The organism is Nocardia sp. NPDC049737, from assembly GCF_040674755.1.
In the GTDB taxonomy this organism is placed as follows: Bacteria; Actinomycetota; Actinomycetes; order Mycobacteriales; family Mycobacteriaceae; genus Nocardia.
This window is the reverse complement of the sequence record NZ_JBFANH010000007.1, coordinates 1-18,991: the sequence shown is the minus strand read 5'-3', so window position 1 is coordinate 18,991 and position 18,991 is coordinate 1. Positions and strand designations below refer to the sequence as shown.

Sequence of the window (18,991 nt, the reverse complement as noted above, 5' to 3'; positions counted from 1 at the left end):
CCCGGCCCGCCGTTCATCCACTCAGAGCTGACACTTCACGCTATCGGTCACGATATTCAGCGCGCACTTGACGATACCGCCGCCCAGGTCGATGACCTTGCGGGCCACGCCGCCGCCCAGGTCGATGACCTTGCCGGCGACGCCGCCGCCCAACTTCTCGGCCTTGTCGGCCTTCTCATTCTTCGTCGGGGGGTTGTTCTTCTTCGGCCCGTCGTCAACGACATGCTCATCGAACGGGAAGTCGTTGACGTCGATCACCAGAGGGCTGCCGGGTGCGGCGGTGGCCGCAGGCGCTAGCAGCGCGACCGGGCCGGTGGTGAGCAGGAGAACTCCGAACAGAGCGACGATCATGGTGCTGCACAATCGCTGGCGCGCGGACATTTCGCATCACATCCTCGAGTCGGACGATCTGGGCCTGTTCAGTAACGCACAAATGTTGCTGACTGGTGCGGATTTATACGGATGTGACTGGTGAGGTTACCGCGCCGGTGAGCCGGATCAAGTCCGCAGGTGCCAGTTCGATCTCCAGACCGCGCCGTCCCGCGCTGCAAAGCATGCGGTCCCAGGCCAATGCCGAGGCATCGACCACGGTGGGCAGCAGCTTGCGCTGGCCGAGCGGGGAGATGCCGCCGAGAACGTAACCGGTGGTTCGCTCGACCTTCGTCTTATCCGCCATGGCGGCCTTGGGCGCACCGAGTGCCGCGGCGGCCGCCTTGAGCGACAAGGTATTCGGCACCGGCAGCACCGCGACCGCGAGCGCACCGGTCGACAATTCGATCACCAGCGTCTTGAAGATCTGCGCCGCCGTCACCCCGACCTCGGCGGCGAGTGCGTCGACCGCCTCGGTGCCATAGGAATCGGCGCGCGGATCGTGCTTGTACGCATGCACGCGATGGACCACACCGGCCTTGGTCAGGGTGCGGATCGCCGGGGTCGAGGCTGCTGCCATGCCGGTCACCCTAATGGCGGTCGGCAAGGGGATTTCGGGTCGGGGAGTTCGCTATGGGAACACAGTTGGGCGCGGACATGTTGCATGCGATACGAAAGCCGTACGGCGGCTGTAGGACGTGAAGGAGAGGTCGGTGCCCGTTCTGCTCGACGAACGCCCCGTGACGTCGCTGGTGCTCGATCTGCGACACTCTCGGCGCCCTCCGTGGTTACGCTCCGCTACCGCCTCCGGGCGTGTCGAGAGCGCCGCGGGGGACGCTCAGTTCTCACTCGATCTGCCCGCGCCTGTAGATTTGGCAGGTACGGCGATCGAAGGGATTGGTGTGACGAGCGACGATGACGTGGTGACCGACGGTGCGGTCGGCGCCGCGGTCGAGGATACCGAGCTGGTGCGGCGGTTCGAGCGCGATGCGCTCCCGTTGCTAGACCAGCTCTACGGTGCCGCGCTGCGCATGACCCGTAATCCGGCCGATGCCGAGGATTTGGTGCAGGAGACCTACGTCAAGGCGTTCCAGGGCTTCAAATCCTTCAAGGAGGGCACCAATCTGCGTGCCTGGCTCTACCGCATCCTGACCAACACCTACATCAACTCCTACCGCAAGAAGCAGCGTCAGCCCGCACAGTATCCGACCGACGAGATCACCGACTGGCAGCTTGCCGCCACCGCCGAGCACACCTCGACCGGACTGCGTTCGGCCGAGGTCGAGGCGCTGGACGCACTGCCCGACGACGACATCAAGGCCGCACTGCAGGAGCTGCCGGAGGAATTCCGGATGGCGGTGTACTACGCGGATGTCGAGGGTTTCCCGTATAAGGAAATCGCCGACATCATGGGCACCCCCATCGGTACGGTGATGTCCCGGCTGCATCGCGGTCGCAAGCAGCTCAAAGGATTGCTCGCCGATGTGGCGCGCGAACGTGGATTCAACCGCAACGGCGCGGAACGCCAGGAGGTCAAGCAGTGAGTACGGAGCGTGACCCCGATATGGAGTTGGACTGCACGGCTGTGCTCGCCGACGTCTGGCTCATGCTCGACGGTGAATGTGACGATGCCACCCGGGCCCGGCTACAGCACCACATGGATCACTGCTCGCCGTGCATCGAGGCCTACGGCATCGAGGAGAAGATCAAGGGCCTGCTGAGCCGCAAATGCGGCGGCGATCGGGCACCGGATTCGCTGCGTGATCGGCTGACCCTGGAGATCCGCCGATCCGTCACGGTCACCCGGGTCGAGACCACCGAGTAGTGCCGAAGACAGAAAAAACACCGAGTGCCTTACGAACGATCTTGGCCCTCGGTGTTTTTCGTCTGTTACGGCTCAGGCGTTAGGACGCTTGCCGTGGTTGGCCGCGCTTCCCTTGCGGCTGCGCTTCTTACGACCACGCTTACCCATAGGTAGTCTCCCTTCTGATCGAAGGTCATTGTTTCATGTGTGGTTGGCTGTAGTTTCAGCGGATACGGGCGAACGAGTGGATGGGGTGTCATGGCGGAGGAAGTGCTCTCGGAGCTGGTGTCGGTCGTGCAGCAAGTTGTCGTTGCCGAGGGTGATGAGGTGCACGAGGGTGACACCCTGGTGATCCTCGAGTCGATGAAGATGGAGATCCCGGTGCTCGCCGAAAGCAGTGGCACAGTGACCTCGATCGGCGTCGAAGAGGGCGATGCGATCAAGGCCGGGCACCTGATCGCCGTCATCTCTTAACTTCTGAAGCGGGTAGATCGAATATGGCGACACTGAGTGAGCTGCTGGCCGAACACACCGACCTACCCGGCGTCGCCGTGGACCATCTGCAGCGGGTGGTCGGCGATTGGCAGTTGCTGGCCGATCTGTCCTTCGCGGATCTGCTGCTGTGGGTCGGTGCGGGACCGATCGTCGACGGCGCCGATATCGTCTGCGTCGCACAGTGTCGCCCGACGACCGCGCCCACCGTCCATCCAGAGGATCGGGTCGGCGGAACCGCCTTGCACGCTGATCATCCGCAGGTCTTCGACGCGCTGATGACCGGCAAGATCGTGCGCGCGGACAGCGATATCGAGGCCGAGGGCGTCTACCATCCGCCTCCGGTGCACGCCATCCGCGAGGCCATTCCGGTGCGCTGCGGCGACGATGTCATCGCGGTGCTCAGCCGCGATACCGATCTGCAGCGTTCCCGGGTGCGCAGCACGCTGGAGATCGCCTATGTCGCCTGCGCCGACGATCTGTGCCAGATGATCGCTGACGGCACCTTTCCGACCACCGAGGACCGCGCCGCGACGCATTCCAGTCCGCGCGCGGGCGACGGCTTCATCCGGCTCGATACCGAGGGCATCGTCGTCTACGCCAGCCCGAACGCACTGTCGGCTTATCACCGGATGGGGCTGCAGTCGGATCTGGCCGGTCAGGATCTGGCCGTCACCACCCGCTCGCTGATCACCGATCCGTTCGACGCCCAGGAGGTCGTCGGCGATATCCAGGCCGCCCTGGCGGGCCGGACCGGGCGCCGCATGGAGGTCGAGGCGCGCGGCGCCACCGTGCTGCTGCGCACCCTGGTGCTTCGCCCGCACGGCGAATTGGCCGGTGCCGCGGTGCTGGTCCGCGATGTCACCGAGGTCAAGCGCCGCGACCGCGCACTGCTCAGCAAGGATGCGACCATCCGGGAGATCCACCACCGGGTGAAGAACAATCTGCAGACCGTGGCCGCGCTGCTGCGACTGCAGGCGCGCCGCACCGAGAACGAGGAGGCGCAGGTCGCGCTCACCGAATCGGTGCGCCGGGTCACCTCGATCGCCTCGGTGCACGAAATGCTGTCCATGTCGGTGGACGAAGAGGTCGATCTCGACGAGGTGGTGGACCGGCTGCTGCCGATCATGGCCGATGTCGCGACCGTGCACACCGCGAGAATCAAAGTGCGCCGGGCGGGTTCGCTGGGCGTGTTCTCCGCCGAACGCGCCACCCCGCTGGTGATGGTGCTCACCGAACTGGTGCAGAACGCCATCGAGCACGCCTTCGATTCAGGCGAAAACGGCACGGTGACAATCCGTTCCGAGCGTTCGGCGCGCTGGCTGGACGTGATCATCAGTGATGACGGCCGCGGGCTGCCGCCGGGTTTCAGCCTGGAATCCTCCGACCGCCTCGGCCTGCAGATCGTGCGCACACTGGTCACCGCCGAACTCGGCGGTTCCATCGGTTTACATCCAGGTGCCGATATCGGCACTGACGCGGTGCTGCGCGTCCCGTTGGGCCGCCGCTCAGGGCGCTGAGTTGAACTCGCCTGGTAGGCAATAAGTCTCAGCTTCCACACACATCTGACCACAACGGAGCAAGTCTTACGAGCGACTGTTCGCGGCCGGTCTTGCGGCCGAGTCGTCGAAGCGCATGCGCCGCAGGCGCGAGACACTAGGGGGCCGCGAACACGCAGCGCCGCAGGCGCTGCAATCAGACACAGGCACAAAATAGCCCGGCACCTGGGTGCCGGGCTTGACTGCGTTACCGGGCCGGGCTGATAGGTCCGGTAACGCTGGTCGTCCTACTAGACGACGGTGCGGGTACGTGTGCGGGCGTTGCGACGTTTGAGCGCCCGACGCTCGTCCTCGCTCATACCGCCCCACACGCCGGCATCCTGCCCGGACTTCAGGGCCCAGGACAGGCAGTCGGCGGTAACGGGGCAGCGAGCGCAGACCAGCTTGGCATCGGCAATCTGCGCGAGCGCCGGACCACTGTTACCCACCGGGAAGAACAGCTCGGGGTCCTCATCGCGACAGATGGCCTTGTGGCGCCAGTCCATTCCTCTGCTCCTTTGCTGGGCGCCGCGAAGGGCGCCTACGGTTTGTGGATCGTTCACTTGTGCGACTCGAATGTTTCCGCACGGTTGCTTGTGAATGCTTTCACGAACACCGTAGATGTCAATAGGTATCTGGTGCACCGTGGGGAAGCTCACGCTCTCAAGGAACCCCTGGGGGAACCTGCCCGGTCCTTTGTACTCGCTCTACCCGGTTTTCGCAGCACAACACCGGGTTTTTTCGCGCGTTTCGTGCTCATTTCGAGCGTGGAGCGACGACCTCGAGCACGTCCGGCACAGCTGTGAAATCCACCATGTTGCGTTTTCCGATGAAGTCGCCATCGATTTGCAGCCCGATGGGCTCGCTCGCCTCGATACGCACGGATGGCACATCGTCCTCGCGAAATAGGTTGCGGGACTTGGGATTTCCATGGGCTGCGAGAAGCTGCCTGGCGAGCAGTAGCGTGGAGACCACCGACATCGACCGCACGGCAAACACGCCGAGACCGGTTTCGAAGGCCGTTCCCGGGTTGGTGTGCACCGGGGTGGCGTTCAGGTAGGTCCACGGGCTGGTGTTCGTTACGAAGGCGTAATGGACCTCACCGATAGGTTCGAAACCAGGGATCACGATCCGGACGCTCGGCTCCTTGCGCTTCGACTTGAAGAACTGTCGGACGGTTGTGCGAACGTAGCGACCGGGGGTGGCGGCATGGCCGTTGGCGCGGCTGTTGTCGATCGCCTCGCAGACATCCGCGTCCAGGCCGACGCCCGCGCTGAAGCCGAACCAGCGATCATCGGCGAGGCCGAGCCCGATCTTGCGGTCATGCTCGAGGGTGAGCAGATCGATGAGCTGGTTGGTCGCGGTCACCGGATCCGGGGAGATGCCGAGGGCGCGTGCGAACACATTCGCCGAGCCGCCCGGAATCACGCCGAGGCGCGGCAACCAGGCATGTCCGTCGTCGACCTGGGGTAGCGGCAGGTAGCCGTTGATGGTCTCGTTGACCGTCCCATCGCCGCCGTGCACCACGATCAGATCCATCTCGTTGGTTGCCGCCCACTGCGCCAATTCCGCCGCGTGGCCGCGGTGCTGGGTATGCGCGACGGTCAGCTGGGTCCGGCTCTCCAACGCGTGCGCCAGCAGGTCCCGCGTCGCCGGCGTAGTCGAGGTGGCATTCGGATTCACGATCAGCAACGTCCGCACCTTCGCCACCCTAATCGGCGCACGGCCCGGTCCGAAAAGCCGCCGAGTGCGTTCTAGGCTTGGCCCCGTGGCGGACAGCGGCAAAGACGAGGTTTCGGCGGGTGTGCCCGCGACGGTGCGCGGTGCGGGCGGATTGGTTGGGTTGGAGGGGGCGGTGGCCGTGGTCGTGGCGATCGTGCTGATCGTGCGCGGCCTGCTCGGACACGATCAGAGCGCCGCGAGCGGGTACGGCACGGCAGCGTGGTTCGGCATTCTCGGCGGGGCGGTGCTCGCGGCCGGGGTCGGACTTTTTCTCGGGCACCGATGGGGGCGGGCCATTGCTGTGATCGCCCAGGTGCTCCTGCTTCCCGTCACCTGGTCGCTGCTGACCGATTCGCATCAGCCGGTGCTCGGGGCGCTGCTCGGCATTGTCGTGGTGGGCGCACTGGTACTCCTGTTCGCGCCCGCGTCGAATCGCTGGATGGCCGAGGTTTACGGGATCGAACCGGAATCGAAGTAGCCGGGGTTCAGGCGGTGGCGGACCGCAGCGTCTGACGGCATAGGTGATCGGCCTGCCGGGTGGTTTCCGGCTGTCGGTAGCGCGGGGTGAGCGTGAGCACCTGGGCGCATGCGGTGTCCAGGTCGATGAGATGGCCGACCGAGACGAAGACGGGTTTGACGTCGCGTCGGGTGCGCAGCGCGCGCCCGACGACCTCGCCGTCCATGGTGATATCGCTGACCGCTCCGCGTTCTGGACCGGGTTCGCGGTAATCGCCCCACGGTGTCTTGGCCACGCCGATTGTCGGTGTCCCCGTGAGGATTCCGATGTGGCAGGCCAAGCCGAAGCGGCGCGGGTGTGCGAGTCCTTGTCCATCACAGATCAGCAGATCCGGTGTGGTAACGAGCTTTTTGAGGGCGGCGAGGGTTATCGGCAGTTCACGGAAGGACAGCAGGCCGGGCAAGTAGGGAAACGTGACCGGCCCATGCGCTACGGCGGTATCGACGGGATCCAGTGTGGCACTGTCCAATACGACGACGGCCGCAGCGGCGATCCCGGCTTCGTCGTCGTAGGCGGAGTCGAGTCCGGCGATGGTGCGGAATCGCGGCGGATGCGGATCGGCCGCAATCACCAATGGCCGCAAGGCATCCTGGATCGCCATGGCCTCCTCTGCGGTGGTCGGCCAATCCGTGGGTGCGGTAACCCTCACTCACTCACCAGGCTTCGGCGGCGAGCTTATCGATGGCCGCGCCGGTGAGCCGGTAGCCGACCCACTGGTCCTGCGGGTTGGCGCCGATGGATTTGTAGAACTCGATGGCTGGCGCATTCCAGGTCAGCACGGCCCAGTCGACCCGGCTGTAGCCATTGGCGACGGCCTCCTCGGCGAGGGCGGCGAGCAGTGCCTTGCCGTAACCCTTGCCGCGGGTTTCCGGTTTCACGTACAGGTCCTCCAGGTAGATGCCGTGTACGCCGGTCCAGGTGGAGTAGTTCAGGAACCAGATCGCACACCCGACCACACCGGTCTCGTCCTCGACGACATGCGCGAAAACCGCGGGCGACGGCCCGAACAGCGCGGTGTCCAGCTGCTCGGCGGTGAGCGTGCACTCCGCGCGGGACTTCTCGTACTCGGCGAGATCCTCGACCAGGCCAACCATGGCGGGTACATCGGCGGAGGTGGCGCGACGGATCTGGCCGGGGCGAGTCATAGTGCTGCTCCATGGTTTGCGGGAACTAGGTTGTGCGCCAGGATGGTTCGGTCATCATGTTCGTAACCGAGCACGGTGATCGCGGCGGTCGACATCGCGAAGCGCCGCCCCTCCCGGATATCGAGCTCGGCCCAGCGGGCGATCAGCGCCCGGGAAAAATGACCGTGACCGACCAGCACGATATCCCGGTCCGGCAGTGCCGGGCCCACCGATACCAGCACCCGATCGGCGCGTGCGCTGACCTGCGCGGCCGTCTCGCCACCGGGCACAACTCCGGTCCAGATGGTCCAGCCGGGATCGTGCTCGCGGATCTCGACGGAGGTTTTGCCCTCGTAATCGCCGTAATCCCATTCGGCCAGATCGGCATCGACAACCGTATCGGTGAGCCCAGCGAGCGCCGCCGTGTGGACAGCGCGTTGACGCGGACTGGTGAGCACCAGCGGGTCACGCAGCTTCAGCTCGTCGAGCAGGCCGCCCGCGGCGCGGGCCTGCTCCTCACCGCGCTCGGTGAGTGGCAGATCGGTGCGGCCGGTATGGCGCCGCTGGCTGGACCATGTGGTTTCGCCGTGCCGGAGCAGAACCAGTCGGGCGTCGTCGCGTGCGGACATGAGTTCCATCATGAAGTACGGGTCCGACACCGCCGGGGACGGGCGGGTGCTAGCCGAGCGCGAAGATCTCGGTGCCGCGCTTTTCCAGCACGGTGGTACCGAGGACGGCGAGCGAGATGGGGGACCCGTCGTAGCCGGGGCGGGCCACCGGAATGCGCGACACTTCGGTGCCCGAAGTTGGGTCGAGGACTGTGATGGCGCCGTCGACCGGCACGAGTAGTCGGCCCGCCATGAAGACGGGACTGCCGAGTGCGCTGGGAGCGGCCCAGATCGGATCGAAAGTGCCCGCGTTCAAGGCGATCAGGCTATTGCCGGTGAATACCAGGAACAGCGAACTGATTCGGGTGGTCGTCGTCTTATCGCTCAGCGGTGCGGAAAGTTGGTGCACCACAAGCGCATTCCCGGTGCCGTCGAAGACCTCCAGCCGCGGCGATATCGCTTCGGCGGTCGCGGTGGCAGGTGTACCGGGCAGGTACAACACGATTCGGTTGTCGGACACCGCGATTACGCGTCCGTCGGGGGAGTCCGAACCGGATCCGTTGAGCACATGCGAGCCGTACTCCTCGGGCACCGTATTGTCCTTCGGCGCCGGATTGAGCACGGTCAGCCGGTTGGTGGGATCTTCGGGGCAGCGTTCGAGCACCGCGAGCCGGGTGGAGCTCGAACTCGACGAGATCAGCTTGCAGCCCTTGCGCGGTTGAGTTTTCACGTTCACCGGTGCGTCGACGTAGCCGTATTCGAGGGTGCGCACCAGATCCGAGCGCCACATCTCCAGCCGCCGCGGCCCCTGGGCCAGTACATAGGTGCCGTCGACCGATAGCTGCACGGCGGGATCCATGTAGCTGCTGCGCGCGGTCCGGCGCGAACCGTCCTCACCGGCCAGCAGCGTGGCCTGGCTGCAGCCGCGCTGGTCCTTGTACACCGCGATCACGGTGCCGAACTGCGACTCGACGCCGCACAGGGGTAGGTCTCGCCGGTAGTGCCACACTTCCGTACCCGTGCGCGGATCGTGCCCGGTGACCGTGCCGTCCGCGCCCGTGACGACGGTGCCCGCAGCCACCAGCGCCCGGTTCGCCGCCGGGTCGGGCGCATGCCACAGCTCATGCAGACTCGTCGGAACCTGATCTGCCGCCGCCGGAGTGGAAACCGGATGTTCCGCCGTCACCGATTCGGTTCCCCTGGCATCGCTGCGCGCCCACACCACCACGGCCGCGATCACCACGACCACGGCGATCGCGACTGCGGAGATGATGTCGGCGCGCGTTCGCCGCTCGGGTGCGAGCACGTTTGCGAGAGTACAACGTATCGCTCGGCCGATGCGATCGGTCTCACCGTGGACACCCGCCGACCGATGACGGCTACCGGTGCGCTCAATGGTGCTTACCTGCCGATATTTCCGCGTTCCGCGCTCGCATGCGACAGTGCATCAGGAGAACGCGCGCGCATCCGCGCTGGGGCCGCTGAGACGCCTGCCCACGACAGACGTGCCTGCTTATCGACGACCCGTCGACGCTTACCTGCGACCGTGTATCGCAAGACGCGGCCGGGGCCTGCCGCTGAGACACCACAGGCGCGCCTGTCCATGACAGACGCGCCTGCGTATCGACTATGCCGAGGCGGTCACCGTTTCGGGAGCGGTGTCCGCCGCTGCTTCGCCAGCCGCTGCTTCGCCAGCGGGCTTGCGGCGACGGCGCCGACGGCGCGCGGGCTGTTCGGTGGTTTCGGCGTCATCGGTATCGCTGTCCGAGTCCGCTTCGGCGCTCACGTCCGCGTTGTCATTCGACTCGGTGCCGTTCTCCGTGCCGTTTTCGGTGGCACCGCTGGACTTGCGCCGACGGCGGCGGCGACGGGCGGGCTTATCCGCCGTCTCGTCGTCGGTCGCATCGTCGAGTGGGGCGGCGGCGTCATCGGTTTCGGTGTCGTCGGTTTCGGTGACGTTGGCTTCGCCGTCGAGCGGCTGTCCCGCGCGGGTACGGCGCCGATTGCGCTTGCGCGGCGTGCGGGCGGGGCGCTCGACTACCTCGGCGTCCTCCTCGCGGACCGGCTTCGGCTTGCGGATCGTGCCGGTGACGCCCTCCGGAATACCGAGGTCGGAGAACAGATGCGGCGAGCGCGAATACGTTTCGACCGGATCCGGGATGCCGAGGCCCAGGGCGGTGTTGATGGCGGCCCAGCGGTTCAGTTCGTCCCAGTCGATCAGCGTGACCGCGACACCGGTGCGTCCGGCCCGGCCGGTGCGCCCGATCCGGTGCACGTAGGTCTTCTCGTCCTCCGGGCACTGGTAGTTGACCACGTGGGTGACATCGTCGATATCGATGCCACGCGCCGCGACATCGGTCGCGACCAGCACATTGATGGCGCCCTTGCGGAACTTATTGAGCGCCTTCTCCCGAGCGATCTGCCCGAGGTCACCGTGCACGGCGCCGACGGCGAAGCCGCGGTCGGCCAGATCGTCGGCGACCTTCTGCGCGGTGCGCTTGGTCCGGGTGAAGATCATGGTCGCGCCGCGGGTCTCGGCCTGCAGCACCTTGGCGACGAGTTCGCTCTTGTCCAGTGCGTGCGCCCGATAGACGAACTGCGCGGTGCGATCGTGCACGGCCGAATCGTGCGGTTCTTCGGCTCGGATATGCGTCGGCCTGGTCAGGAAGGTGCGCGCCAGGGTGATGATCGGGCCCGGCATGGTGGCCGAGAAGAGCATGGTCTGACGCTGCGTCGGAACCATGCCGAGAATGCGTTCGATATCGGGCAGGAAGCCCAGATCCAGCATTTCGTCGGCCTCATCCAGGACGAGCACGCCGATCTTGCCGAGGATCAGATGGCCCTGATCGGCCAGATCCATGAGTCGGCCGGGGGTACCGACGACTACGTCGACGCCGGAGCGCAGCGCGGCGATCTGGGACTCGTACGGGCGGCCACCGTAGATCGAGAGCACGCGCAGCTGGCCCTGGTGGTTCTTCAGGTACTTGCTCGCGTTTTCCAGATCCTGGGTGACCTGAATGCAGAGTTCGCGCGTCGGCACGATGATCAGTGCCCGGGGTGTGCCGTCCAGCGGGGTCGTCCCGGTGTCGGCGGTGGCGATCCGGTGCAGCAGCGGCACACCGAATCCGAAGGTCTTACCCATCCCCGTGCGGGCCTGACCGATCAGATCTTCACCGGCCAGAGCCAGTGGCAGGGTCAGTTCCTGAATTGCGAAGGTACGTTCGATTCCGATCTCGCCGAGCGCTCGCACGATTTCATCGCGAACCCCCAATTCGGCGAATGTCGGAGCGGTGTGCGTTTCGTCCAGTTCGGCGGTCAGTAGCGTATCCGCCAGACCAGGTTCCTGTTCGACAGTGATCTTGCTCAGGTTCGTGCCTTTCCTCGTTATCGCGTCACACGCGCACGAGGTGTGGGGCGGACCGGCCGGCCCGCGACAACCACATATCCGCCTGTGATACTCACCTCGGCCACTGCCCTGATACCTGCGGCAACTCGTCGTTTTCGGCGGCTGACCTCAGCAGATATCGGCGCGGCGCAAGGGTGATGCGGATCTGGTGCGCGCACATATTCCCGGACTTCGAAAACCTCGTCGGCGACACTCGGGCGACCGTACGATCCGGCGACTCGACAGACGAAAATTTCCGTTGTCCGCAAAGATTGTAGCGTGATATTGTGCATGGCTCGAATTGCCGTCACGGTATTTCCGGACGGAATGCGCGGTGTCTATGCGTTGACCATCGACGTACGCTGCGCCACATGGCAATTCATCTAGCGCGTCGAATCTGGCACACTCTCGAACCCATCCACGATGTCGTGTATTTCGGCTCGGATGTCAAGCAGGCCGGAGTCGTGCTCGGACTGCGCGGTTTCTGGCAGACCTACTTCGCGTTCCGGGCCGCGCCGCTCGGAGCGGTGGGCGCTGGCACCGTACTGGCGACCTTCGCCGGATTCCATCCCGACACGGTGGCCAAGGCGGTCCCGGACGCCTGGACCCGGACGACGCCGCAGGCCTGTCTGCAGGCCCGGCTCGCCTTCTCGGTCGGGTTGTTGCGCGGGGCCGGAGCCGGTGACGCCGATTGCGCTCGTGCCGTCGAATTGCTCGAACCGGTGGTGCGCACTGCCGATCCGACCGGCCGCCCGTTGTATGCGGCGAATGCGGAATTGCCGCTGTCCACCGATCCGGTGGCCGCACTGTGGCAGCTCACCACCACACTGCGCGAACATCGCGGCGATGGCCATGTGGCGGCCCTGGTTGCCCGCGGTCTGTCCGGATCGCAGGCGTTGGTGCTGCAGGTCGCGGCCGGTAAAGCGCCCGAATCGGTGATGCGGCCCGCGCGCGGCTGGTCGGAGCGGGAATGGTCCGATATCGCCGATGAGTTGCGTGCTCGGGGTTTGATCGCGGGGGAGCCGATCAGTCCGCAGCTGACCGGCTCCGGTGCCGAATTGCTCGGACGGGTCGAGGCAGATACCGACGAGGCGGCCTGGAACGGCGCATTGGCGGCGCTGTCGCAGGATGCCATCGCGGAGCTGACCTACTTGCTCGACCCGTTGGCGAAGCGCGTTCAGGAGAGCGTGGTGCCGCCGCTCAATCCGATCGGCATGACTCGGGGCTGAGCGATGCACGATCGCTCACAAATCGGAGTTGCCTGTTACCGCCGGTAACGGTATGTGAGACATTTTTGAGGTGAGTTTCACCGACACAGTCACCATCGCGGCGCGCAATGCGTGGGCGCTGACCTTCGGCCATGGCGTCGAGGCGCCGGATCCCGCCCCGTCGACGGTGCTGTGGGACGAACCGCATCGGCAGCTGCGCCGCTTCGAGGCTACCGGATCCGCCGCTGCCGCAACGGATTCGGCGGTGCTGCTGGTGCCGCCGCTGGCCGCGCCCGCCAGCTGCTTCGATCTGCGTCCGGATCAGAGCCTGGCCCGATTCCTGCTGGAGACGGGCCGGGCGCCCTACGTCGTCGACTACGGCGAAATCACCTTCGCCGACCGGCGGATGGGCTTCGAGACCTGGATCGATGACATTCTGCCCGAGGCGATCCTGCGCACCTGCGCCGATCGCGACGGCCGTCCGGTCGATCTTGTCGGCTGGTCCATCGGCGGCACCCTCGCCCTGCTGACCGCGGCCGCGCACCCCGAACTGCCGATCCGCTCTATTACCGCCGTCGGCTCGCCGCTGGACTACGACAAGATGACCGGCATTCCGCAGGTGCGCGCGGTCGCCAAGCTGACCGGCGGCATCGCCACCTCGACGGCGGTGCGCGCGGCGGGTGGCATTCCGGCCACGCTGACCCGGATCGCCTACAAGGTCACCGCATGGGATCGCGAACTCACCCGCCCCTGGTTCGTCGCGAGCAATATCGCGCGCACCGAAGCGCTGGCCAAGATGGAGTCCATCGACCGATTCATGTCCGAGATGCCCGGCTATCCCGGCCGCTTCTACGGCCAGCTGTGGGGCCGACTGATCCTGAACAACGACATCGGGCGAGGTGTCGTGCAGTTCGGCAAGCGTCGCATCGAGTTGGCTGACGTGACCGCGCCGGTGTTGCTGGTCGGCGGACCCGCCGATGTCATCACCCCCGCCGCCGCGGTGGCCGCCGGACAGCGCATCCTCACCGGCGCGCAGTCCGTTCGCTACGAAACCGCACCCGGTAGTCATCTCGGCATCCTCACCGCCGAAACCGCACGCGACACGACCTGGACCTATCTCGACAAGTTCCTGGCCGGGCATCGGTAGAGCGTTGAGCTCGAGTGATTTCGTCCGTACATGGGTAACTCGTCGGGTACGCCCAGAATTCGACACCCCCGAATCCGTCAGTCCGTAACACGACACGTTCGGCAATTACTGGTCGGCTGAATATCCGGGGAGGCGGGGGAGCACTAGGCTGTGCGATATGGCAGCACAGTCACCAGCAGCGGTAGGGGTTTCGTTGTCCGGCTCGTCCATTTCCGCCGACGATACGGGCGTGATCGACCTGTTCGCGGTGCTCGCCTACGGTGAGATCTCGGCGTTCTACCGGCTGGCCGAGGAGGCCAAGCTGTCGCCGACGCTGCGCGGCAAGGTGGCCGTCGCGAAGATGGCCGCCGCCGAGATGCGTCACTTCGAAACCCTGGAGTCCGCGCTGGCCGAACGCGGTGTGGATATCTTCGACGCGATGGCGCCGTTCGTGCGCGCCCTGGACGCCTACCACGACTCCACCGATCCCTCGACCTGGCTCGAATCGATGGTGAAGTTCTATGTAGGTGACGGAATCGCGGCCGACTTCTACACCGAGATCGCCGGTGCCCTGTCTCCCGAGGTCTCCGCCGTGGTCCGGGATGTGCTCGCCGAGACCAGCCACTCGGAATTCGTGGTGGAGGAGGTGCGCCGCGCCGTCGCGACCAGCCGCTCCGAGCGCGACCGGCTGACGCTGTGGGGTCGGCGGCTGCTCGGTGAGGCGATCACCCAGGCGCAGTACGTCATGGCCCAGCGCGACGAACTCACCGAGCTGGTGCTCGCCGCGACCGGTGACCTCAACGGCATCGCCGCGCTGTTCGAGCGCATGCAGGCCAGCCATGCCGAGCGCATGGCCGTCTTGGGAATCTGATTACTCGTTGACCGCGCGGACCAGCCGCAGGCCGGGTGATTGCGCCTGTGCCTGGTCGGTGAGCCAAACGACGACGCACTGATCCTTATCGGCGTTCATGGCTTCGAACGGGATATCGATATGGCCGTACTCCGGGTGGTCGAATCGCATCGTGCCCGAGGTCAAGTCGTCGATATGCTGTGGCTGCCAACGGCTTTCGAATTCCGGATAGGCGAGCAGCGCGTCGATCAGCTCGAGTAGGCGGTCCTCGCCCGGCCAGCGGATCGTCGCGCGCCGCAGTGCGGCCGAGAAAATATCGGCCACCTCGTCCCAGTTCCGGAGCACCTGCTTGGCGCGCGAATGCGCGAAGGTGAACCAGGCCAGATTCACGACCTCCGGATTGTCCAGTAGCCCGACGGGTTTCGCGATGTTCTCCCAGGCCGGATTCCAGCCGAGCACATTGAGCCGCCGCCCGATCACGAAGGCCGGGGTGGGATGCAGTGCGCGCAGGATGGTCTCGATCGCGGGCGTCGGATGCTCCACCACGGATTCGGTGGTGGGACAGCGGGACTCATTACTCGAGGTGACGGCGAGCCAGCCGAAGTGGTGGCGGTCCTTACCCTCGATCAGCAGCGCCTGCGCGAGCGCATCGATGACCGCCCCCGACGGATTGGTATCGCGCCCCTGCTCCAACCGGGCCAGATAGTCGGCGCTCACTCCGGCGCGCACCGCGACCTCTTCGCGGCGCAATCCCGGGGTACGTCGGCGTCCGCCCTCGGGAAGTCCCACATCCGCCGGCCGCAATTGGGCGCGGCGCGCGATGAGGTATTCCGCGAACGGATTGGGTGCCATACGTTTCATCGTGCCCCGTCCTGGGATGGTTATCCGCGCCCTGACGGGTCCAGGATAACGGCGGTCTGGCTAGCGGACCACGGTCCGGTCATGGTCTATAGCATGACATCTTCCGCTGAATCCACTGCCACCACGCTCACCCCGGGTTCCTGGACCCTGGACTCGATGCACTCCCAGGTCGAATTCACCATCCGCCACCTCGGCATCTCCAAGGTCCGCGGCCGCTTCAACAAGTTCGAGACCGAATTCGTCGTCGACGACAAGGGCTTCGCAACGCTCGGCGCCACCATCTACCTCGACTCCTTCGACACCGGCAATGCCGATCGCGACAACCACGTCCGCACCGCCGACTTCCTCGATGTCGCCAACCGCCCCACTTTGAGCTTCCGCGCCGTCGAGCCGGTGCTGATCGCGGAATCGTTCGAGGTCGAGGGCGAGGCCACGCTCGGCGGGATCACCAAGCCGGTCACCCTCGATGTCGAGTGGGGCGGTGTCCAGGAATTCGCCGGGACCGGCGACCGGCACGCCGGTTTCTCCGCGACCGGAACCATCAAGCGCACCGACTTCGGCGTCGGCGGTCCGCTGCCCGGCATGCTCAGCGATGCCGTCAAGGTCGAGCTGGAAATCCAGCTCATCGAGCCCAAGTAGGCATACCCGCGAGCGGGACGGCGTTCGCGACAGGCGAACGCCAGCCGCGCGGTCGCTCGACGGCGCTATCGGATCCCGGACGTGACTACTGATTTCCCAGGTACATGGGCAACTCGTGGGGTACGCCCAGTACTGGCGAGCTATCCGGTCGCCGGTCGCCGACGTGGGTTTCGTGGCTCTTAGTGGGGCGCAGAATACCCGGGGAGGCGGGGGAGCATTAGCCTTGATTCGACAGCACACAGGACTCTAGGTTCGGAGGTTGGCCGTGGAGGTCAAGATCGGTATTTCGGATAGCCCGCGCGAGCTCGTGATCAACAGCGGGCAGACCCCCGACGAGGTCGAGGCGCTGGTGTCCGGTGCGCTGAGCGGTGAGAACGGCGTCGTCGCACTCACCGACGAGAAGGGCCGCAAGTTCCTGATCCAGGCCTCGAAGGTCGCCTATGTCGAGATCGGCGCCGCCACCGGCGGTCGTGTCGGCTTCGCGGCGGTCTGAGCCGAACCGCGACCCAACAAACGAGAGCCCCCGCACTCGGGTGAGTGTGGGGGCTCTGCTGCCCGAATACTCGATCAGTTGATCGGATGCAGCGGCACGTGCGACAGACCGCCCCACGCCAGCGAAACAGTGGTGTCGACCGCCTCTTCCTTCGGAATCGGCCGATCCGCCTCCAGCCAGTACCGTGCGGTGAACTGGCTGGTACCGACCAGTCCGACCGCGAGGATCCTGGCCCGGTACGGGTCCAAACCGGAATCGTGGGCGACCAGATCGAACACCGCGTCCACACAGGCCTCGGTGGCCTGCTCGACCCGGCGCTGCACCTGCGGCTCGCTGATCAGATCGGATTCGAAAACCAGTCGGAAGCCCTGCATTTCGTTGTCGACGAAATCGAAGTAGGCCTGCACCGCGGCACGCACACGCTGCCGGTTGTCGGTGGTCGAGCGCAGCGCCTGGCGCACACTCGACACCAGCATGTCGACGTAGTTCTGCAGCACCGCCAAATAGAGTTCGAGCTTGCTAGCGAAGTGCTGATAGAGCACCGGCTTGCTCACTCCGGCGCACTGCGAGATCTCGTCCATGCCCGCGGCGTGGTAGCCGCGCTGAACGAACACCTCACTGGCGGCCGCGAGTAGCTGTTGACGACGCTCGTCGCGCGGAAGCCGGGTACCGCGCTTGGTTGGCGCGATGGCATCGGACGACATTCTGCGGGACGCCATCCGGTCCACGAGGTCAGTCATTTTTCGGCTCTCCCAGTCGATGCCCCGGCAAATTGGGGTGTACACCGGGTATCCCATGAACGATACCCGGTTGCACCGCGTCTGCCGATCGGGGCCGCAGTTGCGGTCCACTCGGTGAGATATATCGCAGCCAATCGGGAGCGCAGGCATACCCGGGTCGAGGGTATTGCGCCCTGTGAGACTCTGGTTGACGTGACCGACCGAGCGGAAAGACCCTCCGGCGGCGGGCGCAGCGCGCACCGCCGGGCTGGCTCCGCCGCGTCCGGTTCCGTAGTCTCGGGCTCTGTGGAAAGGCCAGGCCCCGAGGTGCGTACGGGGGCAGTCACCGGAAACGGTGCCGCTGCCCGGGATGGCGCCGAGGGTGAGATCGAATGGAGATCCGGTTCGCCACCGAGCACTGCGAACGGTGTCGAGATCTATGACCCCCTCGGCTTGAACGAATCACCCGTCGATCGTGCCTATCAACCGTTGCGGGCCCGCTGGGACCCCACCGCCCCCGACGAGAGTCGTTCCCGCGCATCGAGACCCGAGCGCGATACCAAGAAGCAGAGCGCACTCGGTCGTTTCATCCGCACCTACGGATGGCGTGCCTACGCACTTCCCGTACTTTTCGTGGTGACCGTGCTGGTGATCGTGGACGCGGTGCGCGGGGTCAGCGATCCGGCGAATCTGGCAGGCGGAGCACCGGGATTCGGACGATTGAGCCCACGTGCGGCATCCGCGGGCATCATCGGCGCACCGCCCGGCGACGGCCACTTCCCGACGACCTTGCCGACCGGCGCGCTGCCCGACGGCGGACCGTTCACCGAAACCGGTACAGGCACATGGCATGTGGTGCCCGGGACCACCGGGCAGGTGGGTACCGGATCGGAGTTCCAGTTCAAATACACCGTCGAAATCGAGAACGGCGTAGACACTTCCGGATTCGGCGGGGACGAGTCCGTGGCCAAGATGGTCGAAAGCACCCTTGGCAATCCCAAGAGTTGGGCGCACGACACCAAGTTCGCCTTCCGGCGCATCGACCAGGGGGAGCCGGACTTCCGCATTTCGCTCGCCTCCCGCGAATCCTCGCGCAAGGCATGCGGTTTCGATATTCCGATCGACTCCTCCTGCTTCAATGCCGATCTGCGCCGGGTGGTGCTTTCGGAGGTGCGCTGGGTGCGCGGCGCGCTGGCCTTCGAGGGCGATATCGGTTCCTATCGGCAGTACCTGGTCAACCATGAGGTCGGCCATGCCATCGGCTATCACCAGCATCAGCCGTGCGAGACCGACGGCGGGCTCGCGCCGGTGATGATGCAGCAGACCTTCGGCACCAAGAACAACGACATCGCGGCGCTCGATCCAGACGGTGTAGTCCCGATGGACGGTAAGCACTGCCGCTTCAATCCCTGGCCTTATCCGCGCGGTTGAGCTGTGTCTAATGGCCGCGCCTTCGGCGCGGCGTGTTCGCGGCCCCCTGGTGTCTCGCGTCCGAGCCGTCGAGACTGGCGACTTCGTCGCATGCGCTTCGACGGC

At 65.7% G+C, this 18,991-nt stretch carries 22 protein-coding genes; 11 read left to right on the top strand and 11 right to left on the bottom strand.

What is annotated here, in order from left to right; genetic code table 11:
- Positions 1–21 precede the first annotated feature (21 nt).
- Complete coding sequence (locus AB0J47_RS11700) at positions 22–381, bottom strand: hypothetical protein (RefSeq protein WP_364343925.1); 360 nt, start codon at positions 379–381, stop codon at positions 22–24.
- Positions 382–454: 73 nt separating this feature from the next.
- A complete protein-coding gene (gene ybaK, locus AB0J47_RS11695) occupies positions 455–949 on the bottom strand; it encodes a Cys-tRNA(Pro) deacylase (RefSeq protein WP_364343922.1) in 495 nt (164 codons plus the stop codon).
- A gap of 340 nt (positions 950–1,289) precedes the next feature.
- Between ybaK and AB0J47_RS11690 the strand changes: the two genes are divergently transcribed.
- The 4 genes from AB0J47_RS11690 to AB0J47_RS11675 all read left to right on the top strand — a co-directional run bounded on the left by AB0J47_RS11690 (position 1,290) and on the right by AB0J47_RS11675 (position 4,185).
- Positions 1,290–1,913 (top strand): sigma-70 family RNA polymerase sigma factor, encoded by a 624-nt coding sequence (locus tag AB0J47_RS11690; protein ID WP_364344562.1) that lies wholly within the window; start codon positions 1,290–1,292, stop codon positions 1,911–1,913.
- A gap of 20 nt (positions 1,914–1,933) precedes the next feature.
- Entirely contained in the window at positions 1,934–2,194 is a 261-nt protein-coding gene (rsrA, locus tag AB0J47_RS11685; protein WP_364344559.1) for a mycothiol system anti-sigma-R factor, read from the top strand.
- 237 nt (positions 2,195–2,431) lie between these two features.
- Positions 2,432–2,647, top strand: coding sequence for a biotin/lipoyl-binding carrier protein (locus tag AB0J47_RS11680; protein WP_364343919.1), 216 nt, complete (start codon positions 2,432–2,434; stop codon positions 2,645–2,647).
- Between the two features lie 23 nt (positions 2,648–2,670).
- Positions 2,671–4,185: a histidine kinase N-terminal domain-containing protein gene (locus tag AB0J47_RS11675; RefSeq protein WP_364343915.1), complete on the top strand. Its 1,515-nt coding sequence runs from the start codon at positions 2,671–2,673 to the stop codon at positions 4,183–4,185.
- A 269-nt stretch (positions 4,186–4,454) separates the two neighbouring features.
- Here the strand turns inward: AB0J47_RS11675 and AB0J47_RS11670 are convergent, their stop codons facing one another.
- Together AB0J47_RS11670 and AB0J47_RS11665 are read right to left on the bottom strand one after the other, a co-directional pair.
- Positions 4,455–4,709, bottom strand: coding sequence for a WhiB family transcriptional regulator (locus tag AB0J47_RS11670; RefSeq protein WP_011211115.1), 255 nt, complete (start codon positions 4,707–4,709; stop codon positions 4,455–4,457).
- 250 nt (positions 4,710–4,959) lie between these two features.
- A complete protein-coding gene (locus AB0J47_RS11665; protein WP_364343912.1) occupies positions 4,960–5,904 on the bottom strand; it encodes a diacylglycerol kinase family protein in 945 nt (314 codons plus the stop codon).
- A 67-nt stretch (positions 5,905–5,971) separates the two neighbouring features.
- Between AB0J47_RS11665 and AB0J47_RS11660 the strand changes: the two genes are divergently transcribed.
- The gene (locus AB0J47_RS11660; protein WP_364343909.1) at positions 5,972–6,403 is read left to right on the top strand and encodes a hypothetical protein; all 432 of its coding nucleotides are present in this window, start codon (positions 5,972–5,974) and stop codon (positions 6,401–6,403) included.
- A gap of 7 nt (positions 6,404–6,410) precedes the next feature.
- Here the strand turns inward: AB0J47_RS11660 and AB0J47_RS11655 are convergent, their stop codons facing one another.
- From AB0J47_RS11655 to AB0J47_RS11635, 5 genes are all read right to left on the bottom strand, one after another.
- Positions 6,411–7,091, bottom strand: coding sequence for an endonuclease V (locus AB0J47_RS11655; RefSeq protein WP_364343906.1), 681 nt, complete (start codon positions 7,089–7,091; stop codon positions 6,411–6,413).
- A gap of 4 nt (positions 7,092–7,095) precedes the next feature.
- Positions 7,096–7,587 carry a GNAT family N-acetyltransferase gene (locus tag AB0J47_RS11650; protein ID WP_364343903.1) on the bottom strand — a complete coding sequence of 164 codons (492 nt, stop codon included), beginning with the start codon at positions 7,585–7,587 and terminating at the stop codon, positions 7,096–7,098.
- Positions 7,584–8,195 carry an acid phosphatase gene (locus tag AB0J47_RS11645; protein ID WP_364343900.1) on the bottom strand — a complete coding sequence of 204 codons (612 nt, stop codon included), beginning with the start codon at positions 8,193–8,195 and terminating at the stop codon, positions 7,584–7,586. The genes AB0J47_RS11650 and AB0J47_RS11645 overlap by 4 nt, the downstream gene beginning before the upstream one ends.
- A gap of 49 nt (positions 8,196–8,244) precedes the next feature.
- Positions 8,245–9,480, bottom strand: coding sequence for a hypothetical protein (locus tag AB0J47_RS11640; RefSeq protein WP_364343897.1), 1,236 nt, complete (start codon positions 9,478–9,480; stop codon positions 8,245–8,247).
- Positions 9,481–9,801: 321 nt separating this feature from the next.
- Positions 9,802–11,562, bottom strand: coding sequence for a DEAD/DEAH box helicase (locus AB0J47_RS11635; RefSeq protein ID WP_364344556.1), 1,761 nt, complete (start codon positions 11,560–11,562; stop codon positions 9,802–9,804).
- A 368-nt stretch (positions 11,563–11,930) separates the two neighbouring features.
- Between AB0J47_RS11635 and AB0J47_RS11630 the strand changes: the two genes are divergently transcribed.
- The 3 genes from AB0J47_RS11630 (at position 11,931) to AB0J47_RS11620 (ending at position 14,764) form a co-directional block, all read left to right on the top strand.
- A complete protein-coding gene (locus AB0J47_RS11630) occupies positions 11,931–12,788 on the top strand; it encodes a hypothetical protein (RefSeq protein WP_364343894.1) in 858 nt (285 codons plus the stop codon).
- A 70-nt stretch (positions 12,789–12,858) separates the two neighbouring features.
- Positions 12,859–13,914 (top strand): alpha/beta fold hydrolase, encoded by a 1,056-nt coding sequence (locus AB0J47_RS11625; protein WP_364343891.1) that lies wholly within the window; start codon positions 12,859–12,861, stop codon positions 13,912–13,914.
- 157 nt (positions 13,915–14,071) lie between these two features.
- Positions 14,072–14,764 (top strand): ferritin-like fold-containing protein, encoded by a 693-nt coding sequence (locus tag AB0J47_RS11620; RefSeq protein WP_364343888.1) that lies wholly within the window; start codon positions 14,072–14,074, stop codon positions 14,762–14,764.
- On the opposite strand, the gene AB0J47_RS11615 is transcribed toward AB0J47_RS11620, so the two are convergent.
- Complete coding sequence (locus AB0J47_RS11615; protein ID WP_364343885.1) at positions 14,765–15,595, bottom strand: helix-turn-helix transcriptional regulator; 831 nt, start codon at positions 15,593–15,595, stop codon at positions 14,765–14,767. It lies immediately after the preceding gene.
- Between the two features lie 102 nt (positions 15,596–15,697).
- Here AB0J47_RS11615 and AB0J47_RS11610 point away from each other — a divergent pair, with 102 nt between their 5' ends.
- Positions 15,698–16,243 (top strand): YceI family protein, encoded by a 546-nt coding sequence (locus tag AB0J47_RS11610; RefSeq protein ID WP_364343882.1) that lies wholly within the window; start codon positions 15,698–15,700, stop codon positions 16,241–16,243.
- A 265-nt stretch (positions 16,244–16,508) separates the two neighbouring features.
- A complete protein-coding gene (locus AB0J47_RS11605; RefSeq protein ID WP_364343879.1) occupies positions 16,509–16,736 on the top strand; it encodes a DUF3107 domain-containing protein in 228 nt (75 codons plus the stop codon).
- Between the two features lie 74 nt (positions 16,737–16,810).
- Here the strand turns inward: AB0J47_RS11605 and AB0J47_RS11600 are convergent, their stop codons facing one another.
- The gene (locus AB0J47_RS11600; protein ID WP_364343876.1) at positions 16,811–17,476 is read right to left on the bottom strand and encodes a TetR/AcrR family transcriptional regulator; all 666 of its coding nucleotides are present in this window, start codon (positions 17,474–17,476) and stop codon (positions 16,811–16,813) included.
- A 414-nt stretch (positions 17,477–17,890) separates the two neighbouring features.
- On the opposite strand from AB0J47_RS11600, the gene AB0J47_RS11595 reads away from it, so the two are divergent.
- Positions 17,891–18,886, top strand: coding sequence for a DUF3152 domain-containing protein (locus tag AB0J47_RS11595; protein WP_364344553.1), 996 nt, complete (start codon positions 17,891–17,893; stop codon positions 18,884–18,886).
- The last annotated feature ends 105 nt before the right edge of the window (positions 18,887–18,991 follow it).